Genomic DNA, 25351 nt, shown 5'->3' on the forward strand with positions numbered 1-25351 from the left:
GAAATCCACGGGATAATTATGTAGGGAATCTCCACACGATACGGGGGGGCCGTCCCACCTGGACCGTCGATTCGTCTGAGGCCAGCCGCAACCACCGTTTTCACCAGGACGGTCGATGAGCCAGAGGACCGATCAGGCAAGCACGCAGCGCAAGCCCCTGCTGACCGGCCACATCCGGCGCACGCTCGTCGTTGTCACGCTGGCGTCCCTGGCCCCGGCCCTGGCGTTGGTCTTCTACCTGAGCATCGAGCAGGACAGGCGCTACGCCGAGGACTTCGAGCGCTCCTCGCTCAACGTGGCGGAGTCGTTCCAGGCGCTCCAGCTCCAGTTCGCCGACGAGACACGCAAGCTCCTGGCCACCATGGACCAGCTCATCCAGGCCCTGCCCGAATCCGGCCAGGACGGGCGTGAACGCATCCTGCGCGATTTCCTCACCGCCAACCCCGCCTACATCACCTTCGCCCTGGCCGATCGCGAAGGCCGCCTCATCGCCGGGGCCAGGCCCCTGCCCCTGGGCGCGAGCGTGACCGCCGAGCGCTACTGGAAGCAGGGCGTCGCGACCATGCGCTTCTCCGCGGGGGAGTTCTCCCACAGCAAATCCACGAGCCAGCCCGCCTTCCATTTCGCCTGGCCCAGGAAGGACCGTTCGGGCCGGTTCGACGGCATGCTCGTCGCGGCGGTGCCGCTGGGCTTCGCCGAGGGCCACCTGGCCAGCCTGCGCCTGCCGCCGGAAGAGTCCGTCCAACTCGTGGACGAGAAAGGCATCAGGCTGCACCGCCATCCTGCTTCCGCCGGGTTTCCCGAGGGAGCACCCGTGTCCGCCGAGGTGATGGGGCACGTCCGCTCCGGCGGGGAGTCGGGGTTCTTCAGGGCCACGGGCAGCGACGGCAGGCTCAGGTTCTACACCTTCAAGCGCCTGACCCTGCCCGCCGGGGGCGAGCCCTACGCCACGCTGATGCTGACCATCCCCGTGGCTTCCGTGGAGGCGCAGTCGCGCCAGGCCCTGGCGCGCAACCTGGGCTGGCTGCTGGCCGCCGCCCTGGCCGCGCTCTGGCTGGCCCGCTTCCTCAGCCTGCGCAACCTGGCGGAACCGGCGGCGAGGCTCGTGCAGGCCGCGCGGCGCCTGGGCGAGGGGGACCTCACGGCCAGGGCCCGCTGGACGCGGCTGGGCGGCGAACTCGGCGTTCTCGGCAAGACCTTCAACGAGATGGCGGACAAGCTGGCCACGCGAGACGCCGAGCGCCGCGAGGCCGAGGCCAGGCTCTCGGCCAGCGAGAAGAAATTCCGCACGCTCTTCGAGCAGACGCAGGGCTACTTCGGGCTCCTGACTCCGGACGGGGTGCTCATCCAGGTCAACCCGGCAGGGCTCGGGGCCGTGGGCGCGCGCCTGGAGGACGTGGCCGGGCTCCCCTTCGAGGATACCCCCTGGTGGAACGACGACCCCAAGAAGCAACTCCAGCTGCGCATGGCCCTGGCCGAGGCCGCCGGCGGCGGCAGGCCCCGCTTCGAGACCACCCACACCGCCCCGGACGGCGGCGTCATCCACGTGGATTTTTCGGTGCAGGCGGTCCCGGGCGACGACGGCGGCCCCGTGCTGCTCATCGCCGAGGGCCGCGACATCACCGAGCGCCACGAGATGGAGTCCAGGCTCCGGCACATGGCCCTGCACGACCCGCTCACCGGTTTGGCCAACCGCGCCCTGCTGCGCGACCGCATCGCCCAGGCCATGGCCTGGTCCAGGCGCGAGCGGGAGTGGAGCTTCGCCCTGCTGTTCATCGACCTGGACCGCTTCAAGGTCATCAACGACAGCCTGGGGCACAGCGCGGGCGACGCCGTGCTGCGCCAGGCCGCCGAGCGCTTCCAGTCCGTGCTGCGCGAGGGCGACACGCTCGCCCGCTACGGTGGCGACGAGTTCGTGGTCCTGGCCCGGGGCGTGAGCATCGCCAGGGAGGCCGTCCGGCTGGCGCGCAGGCTCGCTTCGGCCCTGGCCGGGCCCATGGACATCGACGGAAGCGAGGTGACCATCAACGCCTCCGTGGGCATCGAGCTCAACCCGCCCCCGGAGGCCACGGCGGACGAACTGATCCGCAACGCCAACCTGGCCATGCACCACGCCAAGCAGTCGCGCAAGGGCAGGCCCAAGGTGTTCACCGCGCGCCTGCTGGAGGACGTCAAGTCCATCCGGCTCATGGAGCAGGAGCTGCCCCTGGCCCTGGAGAACGGGCAGCTGCAGCTGGCCTTCCAGCCCATAGTGGACGCCTCCAGGGGCGGGGCCCCCGAGGGCTTCGAGGTGCTCTGCCGCTGGTACCACCCGGAGCACGGGCTCATCTCGCCAATGCGTTTCATCCGCATGGCCGAGGAGACGGGGCTCATCATCCGCCTGGGCGACTGGGTGCTGGACGCCGCCTGCCGCACGCTCTCGCGCTGGAAACGCAAGCACGCCGCCGCCGGGGGCGTGTTCGTGTCGGTGAACGTCTCGCCGCTGCAGCTCGGCGACCCGGGCTTCGCGGACAAGGTGCGCGACGTGCTGGACTGGTACGGCCTGGACCCGCGCCAGCTGCACCTGGAGATCACCGAGACCGCGATCATGGACGCATCCCCGCACAACATCGAGCGCCTGCAACAGCTGGCCGGGCTCGGCGTGCGCCTCTCCATCGACGACTTCGGGTCCGGCTACTCCAACCTGGCCCTGATGACCCGCCTGCCCGTGTCCGACCTGAAGATCGATCTGTCCATCGTCATGGCCATGGACCACAAGCCCGGCAACCTGGCCGTTGTCCGGGCCATCGTGACCATGGCCCGCGCCCTGGGCCTGAGCGTGGTGGCCGAGGGCGTGGAGACCGTCCGCCAGCGCGACCTGCTCCTGGAACTCGGCTGCGGCATGCAGCAGGGCTTCCTGCACGCCCGGCCCCTGGCCGGGGACGCCGCCCTGGCCCTGCTGGCCGGGCTGCCCGGGCGTTCCTGACCGGCTGATCCGGCCTGCCACGGGAAGAAGGGGCTTTTCACCACCTTTGAGGTTGTCAAGAATACCCCTGTCCTGTAAACAATACACACCCAGGGCATGCGGAAACTGATTTTCTTCTGTCTGGTTGACGCGGCGGCGCCTTGGGGAGTATTTGCCTGAATAGTGGGATTGCCCGCGAGGGGCCGGAACCTCCGCTTGGCCGCTGTCAGGCGTTGGGCCGGGTGGTTTCCTGCCCAAGGAGTTTCGCAGAATGCGCCTTACAAAGGTCATGATCGTCGAAGACGAGGTGATAGCCGCCCTGGCCACCGAAAAGATGCTCAGGAAGCTCGGGTTCGACGTGTGCGGCAACGTGACCTCCGGGGAGGAGGCCTTGCTGGAGTTCGACGGCAAGGATCCCGACATCGTCATCATGGACATCCGCCTGGACGGCGAGCTCGACGGCATCGAGACGGCCGCGCAGATCAAGCGCAAGCGCGACGTGCCCGTGATCTTCGTCACCGCCTACTCCGACGACTCCACCCGCGCCAGGGCCGACGCCACGCGCCCCCTGGCCTTCATCAACAAGCCCCTGGACATCGGACTGCTCAAGGACATCCTGGACGGCTTCACGATCAACTGACCCGCTGTCCGCCCCCTCGCCAGCCCGGCCTCACCGCAACTGCTGCGGGCTTGCCTGTATTTGTGTCCATGAATTTCGGACATGTAATGCCGCACGACACCTGTCGGGCGGGTTTACACCCACACGCGAACAGGCCTGGGGTGAAAGCCAGCTTTTTCAGATGGATAGGGTTTCGTTTTGCTGGAACACAACTTGCTATCAGGAGCAAAACGCAAATTGTGTCCATCCCAGGAGGAATCTCATGCGCAAGTTCAAACTGTTCTCCGTCGTTCTCTCGCTGTTCCTGGTCATGGCGACTTCGGCCCACGCCGTCCCCGTAGCCCTCGAACTGGTCCTCGGAGTCGACGTGTCCGGCAGTGTGGACAACACCGAGTACGCCCTCCAGAAGCAAGGTTATATCAACGCCTTCAACAACATCACCGCCTTCGGCGCGTTCTCTCCCTTCGCGGTGACCTACTTCGAATGGTCGGGCGCCAGCGAGCAGAGCCAACTGGTCGGCTGGACGCTCATCAACAACGCCGCTGACGCGGCCGCCTTCGCCACCGCCATCGGCGCGACTTCCCGCGCCTTCGGCGGCATGACCGCCGTGGGCTCCGCCATCAACTTCGGCGCGACCCTGTTCGCCAATGGCTACGAAGGCACCCGCATGGTCATGGACATCTCCGGCGACGGCTCCGAGAACGACGGCGCCAACACCAAGACCGCCAGCAACAACGCCTTCGCCGACGGCGTCACCATCAACGGCCTGCCCATCCTGGGCAGCGAGTCCGGCCTCGACACCTGGTACACCAACAACGTGATCACCCCCAACGGGTTCATCGTCGTGGCCGCCGACTTCAACTCCTTCGAGACCGCCGTGTTCCAGAAGCTGCAGCAGGAAATCGTTCCCACCGTGCCCGAGCCCGGCACCATGCTGCTCATGGGCCTGGGCGCCGCCGGCGCGGCCTTCATGCGCAAGCGCCGCAAGGCCTAAGCCTCCATCGCCTCAGCAAAGCGAAGGCCCCGCCCAGGCGGGGCCTTTTTCGCGCCCTGCGAAATATGGTCCCGGCTCGCTTGGCTTGACGGCCCAAGTGCCGTACAACCCCCTGAAACACTTCAGGAGACAAGCCATGCCGCAGCACGTCGTCATCATCGGCGCGGTGGCCCTCGGCCCCAAGGCCGCCTGCCGGTTCAAGCGCCTCGAACCCCAGTCCAGCGTGACCATGATCGACCGCGACGCCATCGTGTCCTACGGCGGCTGCGGCATCCCGTACTATATCTCCGGCGACGTCTCGGACCTAAAAGAGCTGCGCACCACCAGCTTCAAGCTGGTGCGCGACGAGTCCTTCTTCAGCGACTGCAAGGACGTCTGCGTGCGCACGCGCACCGAGGCCGTCTCCATCGACCGCGCCGCCAGGACCGTGCTCACGCGCAACCTGGACACCGGGGCCGAGGAGGCCGTCCACTACGACCAGTTGGTGCTGGCCACCGGGGCCTCGCCGCGCAGGCTGAACATCCCGGGCGAGGACCTGCCCGGCGTGCACGCCGTGGCCAACCTGCACGACGCCACGGCCGTGCGCGACATGGTCAGCTCCGGCAAGGCCGGACGCGCCGTGGTGGTGGGCTCGGGCTTCATCGGCCTGGAGGTGGCCGAGGCCCTGGCCGACATGTGGGGCCTGGAGGTGGCCGTGGTGGAGCTCATGGACCACGTGCTGCCCCGCAACATCAGCCCGGAGCTCGCGCGTATGGCCGAGGCGCACCTGCGCGAGAAGGGCGTGGAACTCTATTTCGGCGAGAAGGTCCTGGCAGTGGAGGGCGCGGGCAGGGCGGAGCGCGTGGTCACGGACAAGCGCACGCTCGAGGCCGACCTGGTTGTCCTGGCCGTCGGGGTGATCCCCAACGGGGGCCTGGCCAGGGACGCGGGGCTCGACGTCTCGCCGCGCGGGGGCATCCTGGTGGACGAGACCATGCGCACCTCGGACCCGCTCGTCTTCGCGGGAGGAGACTGCGTGGAGATACGAAACCTCGTCACCGGCGGGACCATGAACCTGCCCCTGGGCTCCATGGCCAACCGCCAGGGCCGCGTGGTCGGCACCAACCTGGCGGGCGGGGACGCGCGCTTCCCCGGGGCCGTGGGCTCGTTCGCGGTGAAGCTCTTCGAGCGCAGCATCGCCGGGGCCGGGCTCACGCCGGGGCAGGCCGCCCAGGCCGGGCTGGACGCGGTGAGCGCGCTGGTGATCCAGTTCGACAGGGCGCACTTCTACCCCGGTAAGGAGCTCATGACGCTCGAGCTCACGGCCGAGAGGAAGACCCGCCGGGTGCTCGGCGTCCAGGGCTTCGGCCCGGCCGGGGACGCGCTGGTGGGGCGCGTGGGGGCCATCGCCGCGCTCATGCAGAAGGGCTGCACCGTGGACGACCTCAGCGTGCTCGAGTACCCCTATTCCCCGCCGTTCTCCTCGGCCATGGACATCGTGAACACCGTGGGCACCGTGGCGGACAACATGCTGGCCGGCCTGAACCAGGGCATCTCGCCCGAGCAGTTCGCCAGGCTCTTCGAAACCGGGGGCAAGTCCTGCTTCTTCCTGGACTGCCGCGAGCCCGACAACGCCGGGCCCTACCAGCAGGCCTTCCCGGGCAAGTGGGAGAACATCCCCCAGGGCCAGTTGCGCGCGCGCCTGGATGAGGTCCCCCGCGACAGGCAGGTGGTGCTCATGTGCAACACGGGCATCCGCTCCTACGAGGCGCAGATCACCCTGGAGGAGGCCGGGTTCAAGGACGTGCAGAACGTGCACGGCGGCATGGCCGGGCTCAGGCAGAGCGGGCTCGACCCCCTGAAGCACGACTGAGCGTTCACATCAGGCGCGAGAGCGCCCACACGTAGAACGCCGACACCACGAGCTGGCAGGCCGTCACCGGGACTCCGTAGCGCAGGAAGCGCGCGAAGCTCACGGGGCGGCCGTTGGCCGCGCACACGCCCGCGCTCACCAGGTTGGCCGAGGAGCCGATGAGCGTGGCGTTGCCGCCGAGGGTCCCGCCGAACATCATGGCCACGAACACGGGCAGGGCCGCGTCCGGCCAGCCCGTGAAGGCCGCGCCCAGGGCCTCCTCGGGCACCATCTCCAGGAGCACGAAGTAGCCCTTGGTCATGAGCACGGCCGCCGCCACCACCGGGATGTTGGCCAGGAAGCCCGAGGCCAGCCCGATGGCCGCGAGGAGCCCCATCCCGGCCAGCAGCAGATTCTGGCCGAAGCTGTGGTGCATGAGCCTCGCGAGCCCGCCCAGTATCCCCGTCTTGGTCACCTCCTCCACGTAGAGCATCATGCAGAAGATGAAGAGGATGGTCTTCCAGTCCACGTCGCGCAGCACGTTCTCCACGGGCTCCACCCTGGAGGAATGGATGGCCAAAAGCGCCAGGCTCGCGCCGATGATGGCCGCCTCCGGGGGCACCACCGGGTTCGGCATGTGCTCGCCCACGAGGAAGAGCCCCACCATGAGCCCCAGCACCGCGAGCGCGAACGCGCAGAACCCCGGGCGCTCGATGGGCCCGGGTTGGAGCCCCTGGGGCAGCGGCCTGCGCGCCCGCCAGACCTCCCCCATGAGCAGGGGCATGAGCGGGAGGACCGTGAGGATGGCCAGCACGCCGCCCAGGCTGACCTTGGCCAGGTACTCCGTGAAGCCCAGGCCGATGGCCTGGCCCACCAGGAAGGTCGCGGGGTCGCCCACCAGGGTGAGCAATCCGGCGGCGTTACTCAGCATGGCCGTGAGGACCATGGGGCCGGTGAAGTCCACGTCCAACTCGCGGCAGACCCTGATGATCACGGGCGCGAGCAGGATCACGGCCGTGGCGTTGGGCAGGACGGCGCAGACCAGCGAGACCATCACCGTGAGAAAGAGCAGGAAGCGCCTGCCGCTGCCCCGGGTGAGGATGAGGAAGCGCGTGCCCACGTTCTCGAAAAGCCCGGTGGGCGCGAGCACCCTGGCCACCACCATGCCCCCGAAGAGAAGCGACACCGCCCCCTGGGAGTTGACCACGGTGTTGATCACGTCCTGGTGGGTGATGATCCCCATGATGGTCAGCAGGCACAGCCCGAGCAGGGCGGCCAGGATCATGTCCAGCAGGTTGAAGGCGATGCAGAGGATCACGCAGGCGAACACCGCGTAGATGGCGTAGAAATGCAGCTCTGGCATGGGGAGGCTCTCCCGGCCGGGGGTGAAGGGGGACCTGGTACGCCGCCTGTCGCGCGTTAGACCCTCGCGAGGCCTAGAAGGGCGGGGCCTGGATCAGCCCGCCCCGTGACCACAGCTGGTTTTCGCCCCTGCCCAGCTTGAGCGGGCTCTTCTTGCCGAGGTTTCTCTCGAACATCTCGCCGTAGTTGCCCACGGCCCCCACGGCGCGGACGGCCCAGCCCGGAGGCAGGCCCAGGGCCTTCGAGACCGCGTCCGCCCGGGCGAGAAAGACCCTGGCCCGGGGATTTTCCGCGAAGGCGTCCCCCGAGGCCAGCGCCCCGGCCGTGACGCCGGTGTCCTCGGCGTGGATCAGCGCGGCCAGCACGCTCCTTAGCACCAGGAGCCACTGCTCGTCGCCCCTGCGCGCCACGGGCGAGAGAAGCTCGCGGGAGAACGAGCCCGTGACGGTCCTGAATTTTCCGGCTTCGCCCGGATTGTTCGCCAAGTGGGCCTCCAGGAACAGGGCGTCGTCGGCGAAGGCCTCGCACTGCCCGGAGAAGAGCATGGACAGGGCCTGCTCCACGCTCTCGGCCGGGACCGCCCTGGCGTCCAGCCCCAATTCGGCCAGGTAGGTCGCCACGCTGCGCTCGTGGGTGGTGCCCTTGACCACGCAGACGCTGGCCCCGCGCAGGGCCTCCAGGCCTTCGCCCTGCCTGCTCCTGTTCACCATGAAGCCCATGCCCGTGTAGGCCAGGGGACCGACGAAGCCGAGCCCGAGCATGGCCTCGCGCGAAAGCGTCCAGCTGGCGTGGCGGGCCAGCACGTCCACCTCCCTGGCCATGAGCGAGGTGAAGCGCGCCCCCGAGGACAAGGGCACGAACTGCGCGTTGCCCGCGTCCCCGGTGACGGCGGCGGCCACGGCGCGGCAGAAGTCCACGTCCATGCCGGACCATTTGCCGTCCGGGGAGCGCGCGGAGAAGCCGGGGGTGTTCTCGCTCACGCCGCAGCGCACCTGGCCCCGCTTGCGCACGAGGTCGAAGGTTTCCCCTGCGGGGCAGGCTGGCGCAAAAACGAGAACGGCGGCTAGGGCGAGGAGCAGTGTTCGCACGCGGCGGCCCTCCGGTCGGATGACGATGCATTTTTATTGCAGGAAAAGGGGGTTGGCGCAAGGAAGGGGCTTTGGAATCCGGAAAACACGGACGAAAAAAAGCCCCGCCCGGCCGCTTGGGGCCGCGCGGGGCAAGGCTGCACGCCTGGAAGGAGGCTAGCCGATGGGGTCGCCCTTGGCGAAGCGGGGCTCGTGGATGGGGATGATGATGTCCGCCATGTCCCGGCATTCGAGCACGATGTCGTAGGCCTGCTTGAGGTCCAGGCAGGTGGAGGGCGGCAGCACCTCCATGCCCAGGCCCTTCACTTCCTTGGGCGGGTAGAAGTTGTCCATGATGCAGCAGAACCCGGTGATCAGCGCCTTGCCCTTGGCCGTGTCCACCAGCACGCTCATGGTGCCCTCGGTGTGGGCTGGGGTGTGGATCATCTTCACGCCGGGCACGATTTCGGTGTCGCCGTCCACGGGGACGATCTGGCCGTTCTCCTCCACGTCCAGGATGAAGTCCTCCTGGTAGCGGTAGTCCAGGGGGTGCGGGTCGTGGACCACCTCAAGCTCCTTGGAGTGGACGTAAAACTTGGCGTTGGTGAACTTGTAGTCGTTCTCGCAGTGGTCGCGGTGCAGGTGCGTGTGGATGACGATGTCGATGTCCTCGGGGGTCAGGCCGAAGCGCCCGAGCCCTTCCTCGATGGTCTCGATCTTGCCGCCGATGAACTCCTCGCGGTCCGGGGTGACGATGGGCCTCAGTTCCCCCGTGTCCACGACGATCTTCTTGTCCCCGCCCTCGATGTACCAGACGTAGAGAGGGATCACGTAGGGCGTGCCCATGTCGTGCTGGTAGGTCATGAAGCCCTTGTCGAAACGCTTGGAGCCCACCACGATGGGGTGGATCTTGTATGTCTGGGACATGTTTTCTCCGGGATTGCGTGAGGTTGCGAAGTATTCAAGATAATCACCGCGCGCGGACGGGCAAGCCCCTCGCGGCGGCATGCTAGATCAGGTCCAGCTGCTTCTCCTTGCGCACGGTGCGGGCCACCAGGTGCGAGCGCTTGGCCCCGTCCAGGTCGAGCTTTTTGAGGAACCGCGAAGGCTTGAGCATGAGGAGCCGTCCGTAGAGCTCGCGCTTGGCCGCGTGGCTCAGGTACAGGGCGGACTTGGCCCGCGTGAGCCCCACGTAGAAGAGCCGCTCCTCCTCGGCCTCGTCCGGCGGGACCTCGGCGGGCGAGAGCTTGCCCGTGAGCCTGCCCATGCCCGCGAACGGCAGGATGCCGTCCTCCAGGGCGGGCAGGAAGACCACCTCGAACTCCAAGCCCTTGGCCGCGTGCAGGGTCATGATGCGCACCTTCTCGGAGCGCCGCCCCACGAGCTCGAGCTCGCTCTGGGCGTTCACGTGGGAGAGAAGCCCGGCCCAGCCGGCGTGGCTGGCGTAGGCCTCCACCAGCTGGCCGAACTCGGGGCTCTGCCAGAAGAGGTGGTCGAAGGGCGGCACGTCGCGCAGGTAGAAGGCGATCTCCTTCGGCCCCTTGGCCAGCACCCTGTCCGGGCAGGCCAGGGTGAGCGCCCCGTCCATGGCCGCCATGCCGAGGAAGCGCCCGGCCGCGTTGAGCACGGCCTTCACGCGCGAGTCCGCCCAGAAGGCCTCGGCCTCGGGCACGGAGCAGGGCACGCCGAAGCGGTCCAGCACCTTGCGGATGGGGGCCATGAGCCCCTTGAAGCGCACGAGGATGGCGATGTCGCCCGGGGAAAGCGCGCTGCCCTGGCCCTTGGTCAGCGTGAGCGAGGTCGGGCCGAGAAGCTGCCTGACCTTCTCCGCCATCCAGGAGACCTCGCGCAGGGCCTGGGGCGCGGTGAACTCCATGATCTCGCTCCTGCCCGGCGGGCGCATGGCCGTGAGCCTGGGCTCGGAGGGGAACAGGCCGTGGGCCAGGTCCAGGATGGGCTGGGACGAGCGGTAGTTCTCCTCCAGGGCCACCACGGAGAGCTCGGGCCAGAAGTCCTTGAGCTCGCGGGCAACGTCGCGCACCGCGCCCCTGAACCCGTAGATGGACTGGTTGGGGTCGCCGATGGCGAAGAAGGTGCGCGTGGGGCCGCTGGCCAGGGCGCGGATGATGGCCAGCTGCAGGGGCGAGAGGTCCTGCACCTCGTCCACGAGCACGTGCTTGAAGGGCGGCTCGTAGATGCCGGATTCGATTTTCTCCAGCCAGAATTCCAGGAGGTCGGTGTAGTCGGCCAGGTTCCAGGAGGCCTTTTGGCGGGCGTAGAGCGCGGCGTGGTCCTCGGGGGAGGGGGCCTCGGGGGCGGGCGCTGGCTGGCCCGGGGCCTTGGGCCACACGGGCAGCGGGCGGCGGCGCATGCGCTCGCGGTCGATGGTCAGCTGCTGCCAGGCCTGCTTGAGCCTGGGGCCGGTGAGGTCCGGGTTGACCTCGGCGAAGAGGCGGCTGGCGGCTTCCTCGGAGAGGATCACGGGTTTTTCCCCGTAGGCCTCGGTCCAGTAGTCGTGGGCCATGGCGTGCAGGGTGTCGGCGCGCACCGGGGCCTCGCCCAGGCGGTCCTTCAGCTCCTGGGCCGCGCGCCTGGTGAAGGTGACCACCAGGAGCGTGGCCGGGTCCGCGCCGGACTGAAGCAGGTGGCGGATGCGGGCCATGAGCGTGTGAGTCTTGCCCGTGCCGGGTCCGGCCAGCACGAGCAGGCGCGGGTCCTTGACCGTGGCCGCGTGGCGCTGGCGCTCGTTGAGCGAGGCCTCCCACGAGCCGGGCTCTTCGGGCCTGGCGGGCTCCACGGGCGAGAGCGCGGCCGCCAGTTCGGCGGCCGAGGCCAGGGAGGCGTCCGCCGGGGCGCGGCGGGCCTTGGGCTTGGTCCCCGGGGATGCCGTATCCGGCACGCTCACCAGGCTTGCGCCGCGCACCAGGCGCGTGAGCTCCTCCGGGCTGAACACGCGGATGCGCCCGTACTGGCCGTCGAAGCCGGGCTGGCGGAAGACCTTGCCCTGGCGCATGCGGCCCACGGCCTCGGCCAGCACGGGGGAGTCCTTGGCCAGGTCCTCCAGGGGCACGTCCGAGAGGATGTGCAGCTCCGGCCCCAGCCTGCCGAGCAGCCTGGCCATGTGGGCCTTGACCTTCTTGCTGGCGGGCCCCACCCCGTGGATCTCCCCCAGCACCTCGTTCAAGGGGATGAGCGAGACGAAGCCCGGCTGCCCCTGCGGGTGAACGGGCTGCTCGCGGTCGGCCAGTTCCATGACCCGGTGCAGCACGCCGATGGTCAGGGGCTTGCCGCACACCGGGCACAGCCCTCCCTTGGCCTTGGTCTCGTGGGGGTCCATGACCACGCCGCAGTCCATGTGACCGTCCAGGTGGTACTTGCCCTCCTCGGGGAAGAACTCCACCGTGCCCAGGAAATTGTGGCCCACGCCTTCGCCGCGAAGCGCGCGGTAGATGCCCTCGTAGCCCACCGGCCCGGAAAAGAGGTTGGCCTCGCGCCCGAGCTTGTCGCCCGAGTGCGCGTCGGAGTTGGAGATGAGCCGGAAGCGGTCCAGCTTCGAGTTGAGCCAGTTCATCTCCGGGTCCGAGGAGAGGCCGGTCTCCAGGGCGAAGACGTGCTCGGAGAGGCTGCCGAAACACTCCTCCACCGAGTCGAACCCGGACTTGGAGCCGAAGATGGAGAACCAGGGCGTCCAGATGTGGGCGGGCACGAGAAAGGCCAACGGGTCTGTCTCCAGGACCATCTCCAGGAGGTGCCTGCTGTCCAGGCCGAGGATGGGCCTGCCGTCCGAGGCCAGGTTGCCCACGCGGGCGAGCTTTTCGTTGAGCTTCTTGGCGGCCTCGAAGGTGGGCACGTAGACCAGGTTGTGGACCTTGCGGACCTTGCCGCCGCGCTTGTAGATGGAGCTTATCTCTGCGGAAAGAATGAACTTGGCGTGGCCTGGCAGGGGGTAGCCCGTGAGCCAGGGGATTTCCGGCTCCAGGCCCCGGCCGTCCTTGAGGGTCAAAAGCCCGTGGCCGTCGGGGGCGAGCAGGTCCTCAAGCTCGGAGAGCCACTGCGGATGGGTGAAGTCGCCCGTGGCCACCACGTCGAGGCCCTTGACCCTGGCCCACGCGGCCAGGTGCCTCGGCGTCAGGTCCTTGCTGGTGGCCCTGGAGTATTTCGAATGGATGTGGAGGTCGGCCCGGTATTGATCCATGTCGCCCCGCTTTCTTCGGTTGGGGCAACCTAGCGTCTTCAGGCCAGGGGGGCAAGGCCCCCGGCGAAGCGCTCGAAATCGGCCAGCGCCTGGGACTGGGCCTGCCTGCGCGCCTCGTCCAGGTCCGCGCGCCTGGCGGCCACCAGCGAGACCACGTCCGGGTCCAGGGCCTTTTCCCGGGCCATGTCCTCGAGCACGGAAACGATGCGCGAGATGGCCATGCCCTCGCGGTAGGGCCTGTCCTCGCCCAGGGCCGTGAACACGTCGGACACGGCCAGGATGCGCGAGGGCAGACCGATGGCCGAGGCCCGCACGCCGTTGGGGTAGCCCTTGCCGTCCAGGCGCTCGTGGTGCTGGCCCACGAGGAGCGCCACCGCGTCCATGCCCGGCGTGCCCGAGAGGGCGTTGAAGCCGTACTCGGCGTGGCTGCGCATGAGCGCCATCTCGGCCAGGTCCAGCGCGCCGGGCTTCATGATCACCTCGGAGGGCACGCCCAGCTTGCCCAGGTCGTGCAATTCGCTGGCGATCTCCAGGAGGTCGCGGGTGTCGCCGTCCAGGTTCATCTCCCGGGCCAGCGCGAGGGCCGTCGCCGCCACCCCGCGCGAGTGCGTGGCGGTGAAGCGGCAGCGGAAATCGATGATCTGGCTGAAGAGCCTGGAGATTTTCGCCACCTCGGCCCCGGAGAGTTCCGGGTTGTGCCCGTCCGCAACGGCCAGGCAGGCCGCGTTGGCCGGGGTGCGCAGGGTCCGGCGCAGGAAGCCGTCCCGGGAAGCGAGAGACTCGAAGGCCTCCACCCAGGCCGGGTTGAACATGCGCCCGGACCCGGAGCGGATCCTGGCCAGCACGGCGTCCTGGTCGAAGGGGGCTCCCGCGCGGCGCGGCAGCAGCGTATCCAGCCGGTCGGCCAGGCAGAGCAGATTGCCCAGCTCCAGGCCGGGCGCGGGGGAGGACGCCGCCTCCCGGCCGTGGTTCCACGGGGTGTGGTGGGCGCGCACCAGGCCGGCCGCGCGGGCAAAGCCCGGGTAGCCCGAGAGCAGGCGATAGCCGATTTCGGGGTGGGTCTGGTCGCTGGCCTCGAAGGCCAGGGCGCTCAGGCGGTCGCTCAGGGAGAACGCGCCCACGTCGTGGACCATGCCCGCGAGGGCCAGGTCGGCCTGCGCCTCGCCGGACAGCCCGGCCTCCTCGGCCAGCCTGAGCGCCAGGATGCCCACCCGGCAATGGTGCCCGACCACTTCCGGGCTCACGAGGTCCATGGCGCTGGAAAGGCAGCCAACCATGTCGAAAAGCCGTACGCCCACGCATCACTCCAGAAACCGACAGCCTTAAGGATATTCCTTAGGGGCCGCGCTGGCAAGGATTCCCGGAGCGGGCAGGCGGGGCTGCCGGTGTGGGCTCGGCAGGATGAAACTACATGTATTCCTTTGGCAATAGCTTGAAAGGATTGTCTTTGCCCTTGAAACACATGCCCATGCCCTTCAAGGCCTAGCGACGCTAGGGGCCGCCGCAGTCCGAGGGGTCGCCGTGGCGTTTCTCCAGGGCGTGCTCGAAGGCGGGCAGCACGGCGGCCAGGGTCTCGCGCACGCCCTTGGGCGAGCCCGGCAGGTTCACCACCAGGCAGCCGCCCACGAAGCCGGCCACGGCGCGCGAGATCACGGCCTTGGGCGTGGACTGGATTCCCGCCAGCTGCATGGCGGTCTCGAACCCCGGCAGGCGCGCCTCGATCACGGCCAGGGTGGCCTCCGGGGTGATGTCGCGCGGGGCCACGCCAGTGCCGCCGGTGGTGACCACGATGTCGAAGCGCTGGTTGAGGGCCAGGTCGGTGATCAGGGCCTTGAGCTGGCGCGTGTCGTCGGGCAGGATGTGGCCCTGGATCACGGAGAGCCCGAGCTCCGCGGCCACCATGTCGCCGATGAGCGGCCCCGAGGCGTCGTCCCTGAGCCCGGCCGCGCCCTTGTCCGAGAGCGTGACCCAGGCCAGGCCGTACCCGCCGGTCCAGGCGCGGAAGGTGGCCGCGCCCGTGGGCAGGTAGACCTCGTCCAGGGCGTCGGCCAGGATCACATCCAGGGCCGGGGCCGCGCCGCCCTCGGGCCAGCGCATGCGCCCGGCCACCTGGAAGAGCGGGGTGTCGGGCATGCGGCCCAGGTACGTTCCGGCCTTGAGCGGCGGCAGCCCCCCCACCGCGGGCAGCACGGGGGAGAGCCCGCCGCCAGGAGCCCCGGCGGCGATGAACACGCGCTGGCCCGGGAGGATGGTCGTCTCCTGGGCTATGGCCAGTAAAACGGAAGAGTTCATGCAAAACCACCTTGACGGTTGCAAATTTGCCGGGCATGGGCCACAAGCCCTCAACTGAATACCGCATACAAAAGGACGAGCATGAAAGGCATCATCCTGGCCGGCGGCTCCGGCACGAGACTGTATCCCATCACCAGAGTCGTCAGCAAGCAGCTCCTGCCGGTCTACGACAAGCCCATGATATACTACCCCCTGTCCGTGCTCATGCTGGCGGGCATCCGGGACATCCTCATCATCTCCACCCCGCACGACCTGCCCCGCTTCGAGGAGATGCTGGGCGACGGCTCGTGGCTCGGGCTCAGGCTCTCCTACAAGGTGCAGCCCAAGCCCGAGGGGCTGGCCCAGGCCTTCATCCTGGGCGAGGAGTTCATCGGCGCGGACAAGGTCTGCCTGGTGCTCGGCGACAACATCTTCTACGGCCAGGGCTTGGCCGGGATTCTCCAGCGCTGCGCCCAGATCGACCAGGGCGGCGTGGTCTTCGGCTACAAGGTGCGCGACCCCGAGCGCTACGGCGTGGTGGAGTTCGACGCGGGCAAGAACGTCATCTCCATCGAGGAGAAGCCCAAGAAGCCCAAGAGCAAGTACGCCGTCACCGGCCTCTACTTCTACGACAACCAGGTGGTCGAGATCTCGAAGAACCTGAAGCCCTCGCCGCGCGGCGAGCTCGAGATCACCGACGTGAACAACGAGTACCTGAAGCGCGGCCAGCTCAAGGTGGAATTCTTGGGCCGGGGCTACGCCTGGCTGGACACGGGCACCCACGAGTCCCTGCACCAGGCCGCCAGCTTCGTGCACGCAATCCAGGACCGCCAGGGCCTCAAGGTCTCCTGCCTGGAGGAGATCGCCTTCCGCATGGGCTACATCTCCGACTCGCAGCTCGAGCACCTGGCCCAGGACATGCTCAAGAACTCGTACGGACAGTACCTCATGGACGTTGTCCGCGAAGCCAGAGGAGTGGAGTGACATGGAGCAGATCGTACCCGTTCCCGGCGGCTTCAGCTTCGCCACGCACGCCGCCGGTTTCCGCTACCAGGGCCGCGACGACGTGGCGCTCATCGTCTCCGACCGCCCGGCGGCCGGGGCCGGAGTGTTCACGCGCAACCTCTTCCAGGCCGCGCCCGTCGTGGTGGCCAGGGAGAACCTAAAAAAATCCGAGGCCATCCGGGCTTTTCTGGTCAACGCGGGCCAGGCCAACGCCTGCACCGGCGACCAGGGCAAGGCCAACTGCCGCGAGACCCTGAAGCTCGCCGCCGAGCGCCTGGGGCTCTCCCCCGCCGAGATCCTGCCCGCCTCCACGGGCGTGATCGGGCCGCAGCTCAAGATGGACATCTGGCGCGAGCAGATGCCGGAGCTCACCGCCAGGCTCGGCCAGAACGGCCCCCTGGACGCGGCCAAGGCCATCATGACCACCGACGCCTTCCCCAAGATCGCCTGGGGCTCCGTGGAGATCGGCGGACGCGAGGTGCGCCTCCTGGGCATGGCCAAGGGCGCGGGCATGATCTGCCCGAACATGGCCACCATGCTCTCCTTCATCATCTGCGACGCCCAGGTGGACAAGGCCCGCTGGCAGGCCATGCTGGCCGCGGCCGTGGACGGCAGCTTCAACGCCGTCACCGTTGACGGCGACACCTCCACCAACGACTGCGTGCTGGCCATGGCCAACGGAGCCTCCGGCGTGAAGGCCCACTCCGACGAGGAGCTGGCCGCGCTCTCGGCCGCGCTGGGCGAGATCTGCCAGGCCCTGGCCTTCATGGTGGTTGAGGACGCCGAGGGCGGCACCAAGATCATCCGCGTGAGCGTCACCGGCGCCGAAGACAACATGCAGGCCGAAACCTGCGCCCGCGCCGTGGGGCACTCCCCCCTGGTCAAGACCGCCATGTTCGGCCGCGACGCCAACTGGGGCCGCATCGTGGCCGCCGTGGGCAGAAGCGGCGCGGACTTCGACCCGGCCAACGTCGCCGTGGCCATCGGCGGGATCCACGTGTTCAAGAACGGCCAGCCCGTGGAAGGCGACCTGGACAGCCTGCTGGCCCCGCACATGCGCCGCACCGAGATCGCCGTGGACATCGACCTCGGCGCTGGCAACGGCGAATACGTGCTCCTGGCGGCGGATTTGACCTACGATTACGTGAAGATCAACGGGGACTACAGGTCCTAGGAGCGGGAAGGCTGGAAGAGGCGGGGCGCTGCCCCGCACCCCGCGAGGGCTCCGCCCTCGACCAGCCGGGGCCAGTGCCTGGCCCCGGACCCCGGCAACGGCTTCGCGGGCGTCACCGCGAGCCGGGACGTGCAAGCAAACGGGAAGCGCGAAAAATCGCGCTTCCCGTTTTTATTTGGAAATGAGAAGAAGCGTTCATGAACGATAAATTCGTGACCACATCGTTTGGCTTCGAAGGCTACCGCATCGCGGAGCACCTGGGCGTGGTGCGCGGCATCACCGTGCGTTCGCGCAGCATCGTCGGCAACATCATAGCGGCCATCGAGACGCTCTTCGGCGGCAAGATCTCCATGTACACCGAGTTGTGCGAACGCGCGCGCCAGGAAGCCTACGATATCATGGTCGTCCACGCGGCGCAGCAGGGAGCCAACGCCATCATCGGCATGCGCTACGACGCCAACGAGGTGGCCGCCGGAGTGACCGAAGTGCTCTGTTACGGCACGGCAGTGAGGGTAGAGAAAGAGTAGCGCCGCAAGAGGTGGTGCTGTTTGGGCCTGTGGCCGGGGAGCATGTGATTCCGGCGCGGGAGGAACCGCCCGGGGCCGGTTGCGCGCTGTTTGCAGGGTAGGCTTTTCGGCCGGGCCGGAGCCGCCGGTACGGTCAGCTTCCAGGCGTTCCGGGTGCCTGCTGGCCTGCCGGGAACAGCACTGTACCCCACTTCGCATCGACAACACTGTTGTAGTATTCGGCGGAAGTGTCTCTGAACCAGGATTTTTCGTTCATCTTGCTGATGGCAAGCCGCCACTCCCGCATAAGTTCCTTGTCTGCCCTGACATTGTAGATTCCGTCAAAATGCATGTTCATGAGGACGAGGGAGACGAGCAATACTTCGAAGTCCGCACGGGCATTTCCGATCTTCCGGGTGATCGTCGCGGCTGCCTCGGAAGGGTTTTCCCGGAAGTAATTCGGGCTGACATGCCTGTGGTGTCTTGTGCTGTTCGTGCAGACATAAAAATCATAGAACGTGTCCATGTCCGGTTTCGTTTTTAGAAAACCATACTGTATGCTGCCATTCGGGCCACCAAAACTCCATTCTTTGCATTGATTCCCATAAACGCGGTAGCTCACTGGGGCAGGAGAAAAACACCCTGTCAGGATAACTGTTACTAGCGCTAGAATAATAATTGCGCCATCGATTTTGTTGTGTCGTCTCATGTGGAATCCGTAAGTGTTGTTTAATGTTGTCTAGAAGGCCGGTGCCTGGGCTACCGGCCTTCATTGTAAAAAAAACGCTACCACCAACGATCATTTTGATCTGGCATGTCCTCTTTTGAGCGCTTTGGTGGAACGTCTGATAGGGGAATTTTCTTTTGGTCAGAAATGCGCCATGCTTCTCTCTCGTAAGTGCTGTTGTTGTATCCGCCTTTCATGATGATATCCCAGATGTATCCAAAACGCGTCATGCCGCTTTGGTATTGTCCGGAATGTATTGCCTCCTCCAGCAATAGGTTGAAATCATGTTGATTGTTGTCCGGATCAAACCGCTTCTCGGGGTTGTCTGGGTCGATATAGACGTGATTCTCCAGTGTGATCCCTCCGGCCCAGGACGGCATGAACCAGGGCTTGTCTCCATTGTGGACCTTGATGGAATCCAGGTCCATGCCGTCGAAGCGCGTCCCCTTCAGGCGTTCGCTGACGCGGCCCTTCAGTCCCGGCGAAAGGTGTTGCCAGTTCCGGCCGCGAACCGCGTCGCTCTCGGGGTCGTTGGGTTCGTTGAAGGCGCTTGGTTCGGCATCCCCGCCGTGCATCTCCCGCTTTCGGCGGACCACGGGCTTGAACCTGGGCGCCTCGAAGGAAACGTCCTTCTTGAGTTCCATCCTCGCGGGATCGATCTCGGCGGGATCGACCTTGAGAAGCCGCGCATAAGCCTGGTGAGTCTCTTCCGGGGTGAGCGGGGAGGAGCCGTAGGGCGAATCCTGGAAGGCCGGGGTAGCGGGGGAGTGCGCGGCGGGAAGGCGGGTGTCGGACTGCTTGCGGTACTGCATGAGAACCTCCTAACTGTTTTGGAGATTCTACTCAATGATATTATGAATGTACGCCACATACCGCCATGGCGCTATTTGTTCGCGTTGGCCTGCTTCCCGTGGCGGTCGCCCGGCCTCCTCTCAAAATCCTCCCCGCAGCGCCTCGAGTATCTCCATGGTCCTGCGCGCGGCCCCTGGCGGGCAGGCCTCCATCAGCCCCCGCAGGTCCTCCGCCGTGTCCATGTCGCGCATCTCCGGCAGAACCGCCGGTTGCAGCGGCTCCATCACGTTCATGGTCCGCGCGAACAGCCCGGGCGAGCTCCAGGGCATGTTCCTGAACGCCCCGGGGACGAACGCCCCGGCCGCGAAGCCCACGGTCCAGTAGCCGCCGTCCGGGCTCGGGCCGATGAGCGCCGGTTCCGAGCGCAGGAGCCGGGCCAGTTGGCCCGCGCCCTTGGCGGTCAGTTGCGGCAGGTCCGACCCGAGCGCCGCGGCCGAGGAATAACCCTGGCAGAACGCCCACTGGAAGGCGCGCTCCATGCGCGCGCCCAGGTCTCCACCGGGCTGGGGCAGGCAGGCGATGCCCCTTCCCAGCCAGGAGCGCACCGCGTGCACGTCACCGGCCGGATCGACCCAGACGGCCACGTCCGCGCCGCATCCCTCCAGGGCCTCGAGCATGTCCTCCACGAAAGCGCGGTAGAGCGAAGCGGCGGCCTCGTCGCCAAGCGCCCGGGCCAGGCGCGTCTTGGTGCGGCCGGGGCGCGGCGAGCGCACCATGAACAGGATGCAGGAGCCGCTTTTCATGCGTCGCCTCCCTTGGCGTGTTTCAGGTGGTGCAGGGGAAGGAGCTTTTCCGGGGCCACGCCGAGCAGGTAGAGCGCGATGATGGCCCAGTTGGCCAGGGTCCTGCGCCAGACCCCCTCGGCCTCCCAGCGGCGGGGCAGGGTGGTCACGCGGCCCTTGGCGAAGCCCAGGCGAAACCCCGAGCGTCTGAGCCTGCGCACGAGGTCCACGTCCTCCAGGATGGGCAGGTCCGCGAAGCCGCCCACGGCCTCGAAGGCCTTGCGCGTGACGAAGATGCCCTGGTCGCCGTAGGGCGTGCGCGTGAGCCGGGAGCGCAGGGTGGCCACGCTCGCGACGAGCCTGAGCGAGGCCCTGTCCGAGCGGATGCCCAGGTCGAACGCGCCCGCCTGGCGGCCGCCCTCGATCACGCGCTCCATGGCCTCGAACGCACCGGCCGGGAGCGAGCAGTCCGCGTGCAGGAAGAGCAGCACGTCGCCCGAGGCCTGGCGCGCGCCCGCGTTCATCTGCCGGGCGCGGCCGCGCGGGGCGGCCACGGCCAGCACGTTGGAGCGGGAAAGCGCCGCCAGAGTCGATCTCTCCGGATGGCCGTCGGCGATGACGATCTCGATGTTTCGCCCGTATCCCACGGTGCGCAGATGGTCCACGAGGTGGTTCACCAGGGATTCTTCGCCCAGAACCGGCACGATGACGGAAAAAGAGAGGGGCATGGCCCGCTGGTGATAGCAACACCCGCGCCCAGGGCGCAAACACAAGTTGGGCGCGGCACTTGACGCGAAGGCCAAAGACGGACACCACCGGGCAGGAGTTCAGCCATGAGAATCCATTCCATCGAGCACGTGCATTTCGAGGACCCCGCGGGCATCGCCCTCTGGGCCGCCGAACGCGGGCATCAGCTCGCCCGCTGCCGCCTCCATGCGGGCGACCCCCTGCCGGACCCGGCCGCCTTCGACATGCTGGTTGTCATGGGCGGGCCCATGAGCGTCCACGACGAGCTGGAGTTCCCCTGGCTGCGCGAGGAGAAGGACTGCGTGAAGCTGGCCGTGGCGCGGGGCAGGAGCGTTCTTGGCGTGTGCCTGGGCGCGCAGCTTCTCTCCGAGGTGCTGGGCGGGCACGTGACGAAGAATACCCACCGCGAGATCGGCTGGTTCCCCGTGAAGCTGACGCCGTGGGGCGCGTCGTGCCCGGCGTTCGCCGGGGTGCCCGCCGGGTTCACGGCCTTCCATTGGCACGGCGAGACGTTCTCCGTACCGCGCGGGGCCGTGCTGGCGGCCTCGTCCGAGGCGTGCGTGAACCAGGCCTTCGCCGTGGGCGCGAAGCTGGTGGGGCTTCAGTTCCACCTGGAGACCACGGCCGAGAGCATGGAAGACTTGACCGTGGGCGGCGTGGACGACCTGGTGCCCGGGCCGTACGTGCAGACCGTGGAGGAGATGCGCGCGGGCGGGGAGAGACATCTTGCGGGGATGAAGCAGGTGCTGGCCAGGCTTCTGGACAACATGGCCAGGGAGATTTGAGGGGAAAAGGATCGGGCGCGGAGCCCGGGCGGGCCGCGCGCTCGTCCTCGCGAGCCCCGGAGGACGAAACATTACTCGGCGCAAAGCCGCCTGCGGGTTTCGCCCTCCGGGGCTCGCGCGTCCGCGCGCACGGCCCGCCCGGGCTCCGCGGGGACACCCCTGCATGGCCGGGTCCAAGAAGAGATGACCGGTGAAGGACGCGAAGCTACTGCCGGGTCCAGGGGGAGGCACTCCCCCTGGCCGCCGGAGGCATCTTAAACAAGCTCCAAGGAGTGCTCCACGTGCGCAAGGCTGAACGCGAAGTGAAGGATTTCAAGCTGGTCGAGGCGCTGCTGTGCAGGGCCGAGTACATCCACTTGGCCATGTGGGACGGCCGCACGCCGTACGTGGTGCCGGTGAGCTTCGGCTACCGCGACCGCGTCATCTATTTCCACGGCTCCTACAAGGGCAAGAAGGCCGAGTGCCTGCGCGGCTGCGAGCGCGTGGGCTTCGAGGCCGTGGTGGAATACGCCGTCTCGCGCCAGCTGAAGGCCTGCGACTTCACGGCGCACTTCAAGTCGGTGGTGGGCGCGGGCCGGGCCGTCTTCGTGGAGGACCCGGCCGAGAAGCGCGAGGCGCTGGACATCATCATGCGCCACTACGACGGCCCCGAACGCCACTACGACGACAAGGTGCTGGCCGTGACCTGCGTGGTGCGCATCGACGTGGAGGAGATGACCGGCAAGGCCAATCCCCCGTGGCAGGGCGACGCCGGTAGGGCCGTGGAACTGTAACAGCGGGTCCGGGCCCTGCGGAAACGCGCACTGGCGCGGATGGAAGCAGCGAAATGAGAGAACGCGGGGGTGGCGCTACCAACGCCGCCCCCGCAGGCTATACCTTTATTGGGGCAACACGCGCTTGATACCCCAGAGGGTGCGCTGGTTCCGCACCAGTTCCAGGTGCGTGGCGAGGCTGCTATTTGGCAGGTTTGAAATCAAACGCCATAGCGGACCCCCCGGCCTCAAGAATGACGGATAATTCTCCGGAAGCGCCATACGCCCATAGCCTCCCGGTAACTTTTCCATTTGGGGGGACGACCCCAGTCACCATCTGTTTCTGGCGATTCAAAACTACCTCCTCCCGTATTTCCTTTGCGCGGGCGGCCGCACCAAGAGCCGCCCCCGCCGCAAATCCTGATGCAGCAGAAGCACCATAGTTCGGAGCCGGGGTTAGCTCAATTTCTCCCGTGAAAGTCGGTTGTGCTTGGTGTACGTCTGGACGTAAGGTAACGGTGCCGTTATAGTTGGCGGGTGTGGACACTGCTTGGGAGCTAACTACCGAACTGAACGCCTGCCCAGTTGCGATAGCCGTTTCTGGGGTATCCCCATAGAAGAGATACGTGGCTTCATCTGGCGAGATAATCTGTAGCCTAGATCCTGTGGCATCAATTAATGCGGCTTGAACGAACCCGGGGATGGTCTTGCTGGAGGTATTTAACACCGTCGCGTCAACGCAAAACAGTGATCCTTTCCGCAGTCTGTGTTCAATTGCCGACACACCTATCTTCGCAAAAAAGGACTCGCCTGTAGCTACACAAGGGGCTCCCGTGCCAGAAGGACAATCCACTGAATTTAACGGACTACTCACCCCTGCAGGAGTCATGTTTGAGGTTTTCACGCCCGCACAACCCGCCAACAGAAGCGCCAGGAAACAACAGATCGCGTACCTCATACGTCCTCCATGGGTTTTTCCGAAACATCTTCTATCGGGAATATTTCGTCCAGCCGTTTTTGTGCGGCAAGGTGCAACTTGGCGGCAAGCTCGCTGATCTCGATCAATACGTCTGGGTCGCTCACCGACCCGAGCCGTTCGGGCATACCCCTGAGAATTTCGGCCACGCCCGGCCGTTCCAGTCGAGAGATTTTTCTGACACGCGAACCTTGCTTGTCACGCACGTCCTCCCTCCATTGTTGCCCCAAATGTTGTCCCGCTCTAGATTGATCTAACCCAGGCAAAGGCCCCGGGGCGGAAAAGTCCCCCGTGGCAGGGCGACGAGGTCTACGAGGTGCTGGACACCGTGGGCGGCCAGGACGGCGAGACGCTCTCGAGCGCCGACTAGTGTCGGGCCCTTGAAAGACATGAACATGTTTTTCAAGGGTAAGGATAATTATTTCAGAATATTGTCCACAAAATAAATGTGCATTTATTTTGTGGACGTCACACTAGCCCGCCAGCGTGAGCTCCGCCACGCACTCGATGTGCGGGGTGTGCGGGAAGAGGTCCACGGGCGTGACCCGCTCCACGCGGTAGCGCCCGGAGAGCCTTCCCAGGTCGCGCGCCAGGGTGGAGGGGTTGCAGGACACGTAGACCACGCGCGGCGCGCCCAGGCGCGCGAGCAGGGCCGTGGTGTCCGGGTGCAGGCCCGCGCGCGGCGGGTCCAGCGCCACCACGTCGGGCGCGGCCTTGGTCCTGGCGGCCGCGTCCTTGAGGTCCCCGGCGACGAAGGAGCAGTTGGCGAGCCCGTTGGCGGCGGCGTTTTCGCGCGCGTCCTCCACGGCTGCCTCCGATATCTCGAAGCCCGTGACCTTGGCGGCCTGGCGGGCCAGGAAGAGGCTTAGGCCCCCGGCCCCGCAGTAGAGGTCCCAGACGTTCTCGGAGCCGGTCAGGCGCGCGGCCTCGGCGGCCCTGGCGTAGAGGAGCGCGGCGGCCTGGGTGTTGGTCTGGAAGAAGGCCTCCACGCTCACGCGAAGCGTCAGCCCGTCCAGTTCCTCGGTGAGGTGCTCCTCTCCGGCGGACCAGATCCTGCTTTCGCCGATGGCGAAGTCGGAGCGGTCGCGCCTTAGGTCGAAGATCACTCCCTCGAGTTCCTCGAAGCGGCCCAAGAGGTCGTCGCAGAAGTTCTTCAGGCGCTTGAACGGCGTGGACGGCCCCACGATGAGCTGGGCCAGCCAGCGCCCCGAGGCCTCGGAGCGCCTGAGCACCAGGTGGCGCCACACGCCCGTGCCGGTCTTGGAGTAGTAGGGCGGCAGCTGGGTGGCGCGGGCGATCTCGCGCACGGCGGCCACCATGCGCATGGCCGGGTCCGGCATGAGGAAGCAGGTCTCCACGTCCAGCACGCGCCCGGGGTGGAAGCGCTCGCGCAGGCCAAGGCGCAGGCCCAGGTCGCGGCCCTGGCCGAAGGAGAACTCCATCTTGTTGCGGTAGAAGCGCGCGAGCGGCGAGGCCAGGCACTCGTCCACCGGGGCGTCCACGCCGCCCAGGCGCTCCAGCTGCTCGCGCACGATTTCGCGCTTCCATTCGAGTTGCGCCTCGTAGGTCGCGTCCTGCCAGGTGCAACCGCCGCAGACTCCGAAATGCGGGCAGAAGGGCTCGGCCGCGCCCGGGGAGGGTTCGATCACCTGTTCGGCCACGGCGCGCAGGCAGGACTTGTCGCGCCTGGTCACCCTGGCCAGCACGCGCGAGCCGGGCAGGGCCCCCTCCACGAAAACGATCATGCCTTCGGCGCGGGCAAGGCCGGCCCCGCCGAACGCGGGGCGTTCGATAGTCAGTTCCAGTGTGTCGGTCATGTCCC

22 protein-coding genes are annotated in these 25351 nt (G+C 67.3%); 9 read left to right on the forward strand and 13 right to left on the reverse strand.

Translation table 11 applies throughout. From position 1 onward, the window contains the following. Nucleotides 1-115: 115 nt before the first annotated feature. The 4 genes from ACZ5V4_RS14470 (at nucleotide 116) to ACZ5V4_RS14485 (ending at nucleotide 6409) form a co-directional block, all read left to right on the forward strand. Nucleotides 116-2965: an EAL domain-containing protein gene (locus tag ACZ5V4_RS14470; protein ID WP_464315571.1), complete on the forward strand. Its 2850-nt coding sequence runs from the start codon at nucleotides 116-118 to the stop codon at nucleotides 2963-2965. Between the two features lie 250 nt (nucleotides 2966-3215). Next, entirely contained in the window at nucleotides 3216-3584 is a 369-nt protein-coding gene (locus ACZ5V4_RS14475; protein ID WP_464315572.1) for a response regulator, read from the forward strand. Between the two features lie 241 nt (nucleotides 3585-3825). Beyond that, nucleotides 3826-4557 carry a DUF1194 domain-containing protein gene (locus ACZ5V4_RS14480; RefSeq protein ID WP_464315573.1) on the forward strand — a complete coding sequence of 244 codons (732 nt, stop codon included), beginning with the start codon at nucleotides 3826-3828 and terminating at the stop codon, nucleotides 4555-4557. 136 nt (nucleotides 4558-4693) lie between these two features. Further along, complete coding sequence (locus ACZ5V4_RS14485; protein WP_464315574.1) at nucleotides 4694-6409, forward strand: FAD-dependent oxidoreductase; 1716 nt, start codon at nucleotides 4694-4696, stop codon at nucleotides 6407-6409. Nucleotides 6410-6413: 4 nt separating this feature from the next. On the opposite strand, the gene ACZ5V4_RS14490 is transcribed toward ACZ5V4_RS14485, so the two are convergent. The 6 genes from ACZ5V4_RS14490 to ACZ5V4_RS14515 all read right to left on the reverse strand — a co-directional run bounded on the left by ACZ5V4_RS14490 (nucleotide 6414) and on the right by ACZ5V4_RS14515 (nucleotide 15304). Continuing rightward, a complete protein-coding gene (locus ACZ5V4_RS14490; protein ID WP_464315575.1) occupies nucleotides 6414-7751 on the reverse strand; it encodes an ArsB/NhaD family transporter in 1338 nt (445 codons plus the stop codon). A gap of 73 nt (nucleotides 7752-7824) precedes the next feature. Next, nucleotides 7825-8838 (reverse strand): transporter substrate-binding domain-containing protein, encoded by a 1014-nt coding sequence (locus ACZ5V4_RS14495; RefSeq protein ID WP_464315576.1) that lies wholly within the window; start codon nucleotides 8836-8838, stop codon nucleotides 7825-7827. A 156-nt stretch (nucleotides 8839-8994) separates the two neighbouring features. Next, nucleotides 8995-9744: an N-acyl homoserine lactonase family protein gene (locus ACZ5V4_RS14500; RefSeq protein ID WP_464315577.1), complete on the reverse strand. Its 750-nt coding sequence runs from the start codon at nucleotides 9742-9744 to the stop codon at nucleotides 8995-8997. An 82-nt stretch (nucleotides 9745-9826) separates the two neighbouring features. Next, complete coding sequence (locus ACZ5V4_RS14505; protein WP_464315578.1) at nucleotides 9827-13012, reverse strand: UvrD-helicase domain-containing protein; 3186 nt, start codon at nucleotides 13010-13012, stop codon at nucleotides 9827-9829. Between the two features lie 38 nt (nucleotides 13013-13050). Then, nucleotides 13051-14310, reverse strand: a complete 1260-nt coding sequence (locus ACZ5V4_RS14510) for an HD domain-containing phosphohydrolase (RefSeq protein ID WP_464315579.1) — start codon at nucleotides 14308-14310, stop codon at nucleotides 13051-13053. A 193-nt stretch (nucleotides 14311-14503) separates the two neighbouring features. Then, nucleotides 14504-15304: a MogA/MoaB family molybdenum cofactor biosynthesis protein gene (locus ACZ5V4_RS14515; protein WP_464315580.1), complete on the reverse strand. Its 801-nt coding sequence runs from the start codon at nucleotides 15302-15304 to the stop codon at nucleotides 14504-14506. Between the two features lie 81 nt (nucleotides 15305-15385). Here ACZ5V4_RS14515 and rfbA point away from each other — a divergent pair, with 81 nt between their 5' ends. From rfbA to ACZ5V4_RS14530, 3 genes are all read left to right on the forward strand, one after another. Continuing rightward, nucleotides 15386-16267: a glucose-1-phosphate thymidylyltransferase RfbA gene (gene rfbA / locus ACZ5V4_RS14520; RefSeq protein ID WP_464315581.1), complete on the forward strand. Its 882-nt coding sequence runs from the start codon at nucleotides 15386-15388 to the stop codon at nucleotides 16265-16267. A gap of 1 nt (nucleotide 16268) precedes the next feature. Next, entirely contained in the window at nucleotides 16269-17462 is a 1194-nt protein-coding gene (argJ, locus tag ACZ5V4_RS14525; protein ID WP_464315582.1) for a bifunctional glutamate N-acetyltransferase/amino-acid acetyltransferase ArgJ, read from the forward strand. A gap of 197 nt (nucleotides 17463-17659) precedes the next feature. Then, a complete protein-coding gene (locus tag ACZ5V4_RS14530; protein ID WP_464315583.1) occupies nucleotides 17660-17989 on the forward strand; it encodes a YbjQ family protein in 330 nt (109 codons plus the stop codon). Nucleotides 17990-18122: 133 nt separating this feature from the next. Here ACZ5V4_RS14530 and ACZ5V4_RS14535 read toward each other — a convergent pair whose 3' ends face one another. The 4 genes from ACZ5V4_RS14535 to ACZ5V4_RS14550 form a co-directional block, all read right to left on the reverse strand. Then, nucleotides 18123-18677 (reverse strand): hypothetical protein, encoded by a 555-nt coding sequence (locus ACZ5V4_RS14535; protein ID WP_464315584.1) that lies wholly within the window; start codon nucleotides 18675-18677, stop codon nucleotides 18123-18125. A gap of 77 nt (nucleotides 18678-18754) precedes the next feature. Next, entirely contained in the window at nucleotides 18755-19507 is a 753-nt protein-coding gene (locus ACZ5V4_RS14540; protein ID WP_464315585.1) for a hypothetical protein, read from the reverse strand. A gap of 120 nt (nucleotides 19508-19627) precedes the next feature. Further along, complete coding sequence (locus tag ACZ5V4_RS14545; RefSeq protein ID WP_464315586.1) at nucleotides 19628-20290, reverse strand: TIGR04282 family arsenosugar biosynthesis glycosyltransferase; 663 nt, start codon at nucleotides 20288-20290, stop codon at nucleotides 19628-19630. Beyond that, the gene (locus tag ACZ5V4_RS14550; protein ID WP_464315587.1) at nucleotides 20287-20997 is read right to left on the reverse strand and encodes a TIGR04283 family arsenosugar biosynthesis glycosyltransferase; all 711 of its coding nucleotides are present in this window, start codon (nucleotides 20995-20997) and stop codon (nucleotides 20287-20289) included. Before ACZ5V4_RS14550 ends, ACZ5V4_RS14545 begins: the two co-directional genes overlap by 4 nt. Before the next feature lie 105 nt (nucleotides 20998-21102). Between ACZ5V4_RS14550 and ACZ5V4_RS14555 the strand changes: the two genes are divergently transcribed. Further along, nucleotides 21103-21801, forward strand: a complete 699-nt coding sequence (locus ACZ5V4_RS14555; RefSeq protein WP_464315588.1) for a type 1 glutamine amidotransferase — start codon at nucleotides 21103-21105, stop codon at nucleotides 21799-21801. A 281-nt stretch (nucleotides 21802-22082) separates the two neighbouring features. Beyond that, nucleotides 22083-22574 carry a pyridoxamine 5'-phosphate oxidase family protein gene (locus ACZ5V4_RS14560; protein WP_464315589.1) on the forward strand — a complete coding sequence of 164 codons (492 nt, stop codon included), beginning with the start codon at nucleotides 22083-22085 and terminating at the stop codon, nucleotides 22572-22574. Between the two features lie 181 nt (nucleotides 22575-22755). On the opposite strand, the gene ACZ5V4_RS14565 is transcribed toward ACZ5V4_RS14560, so the two are convergent. The 3 genes from ACZ5V4_RS14565 to rlmD form a co-directional block, all read right to left on the reverse strand. Then, the gene (locus tag ACZ5V4_RS14565) at nucleotides 22756-23511 is read right to left on the reverse strand and encodes a hypothetical protein (protein ID WP_464315590.1); all 756 of its coding nucleotides are present in this window, start codon (nucleotides 23509-23511) and stop codon (nucleotides 22756-22758) included. Continuing rightward, on the reverse strand, nucleotides 23508-23735 hold the full coding sequence (locus ACZ5V4_RS14570) for a hypothetical protein (RefSeq protein ID WP_464315591.1): 228 nt from the start codon (nucleotides 23733-23735) through the stop codon (nucleotides 23508-23510). The genes ACZ5V4_RS14565 and ACZ5V4_RS14570 overlap by 4 nt, the downstream gene beginning before the upstream one ends. A gap of 267 nt (nucleotides 23736-24002) precedes the next feature. Then, nucleotides 24003-25346 carry a 23S rRNA (uracil(1939)-C(5))-methyltransferase RlmD gene (gene rlmD / locus ACZ5V4_RS14575; RefSeq protein ID WP_464315592.1) on the reverse strand — a complete coding sequence of 448 codons (1344 nt, stop codon included), beginning with the start codon at nucleotides 25344-25346 and terminating at the stop codon, nucleotides 24003-24005. Nucleotides 25347-25351: the final 5 nt, after the last annotated feature.

It is taken from the genome of Fundidesulfovibrio sp. YSD1, assembly GCF_055397115.1.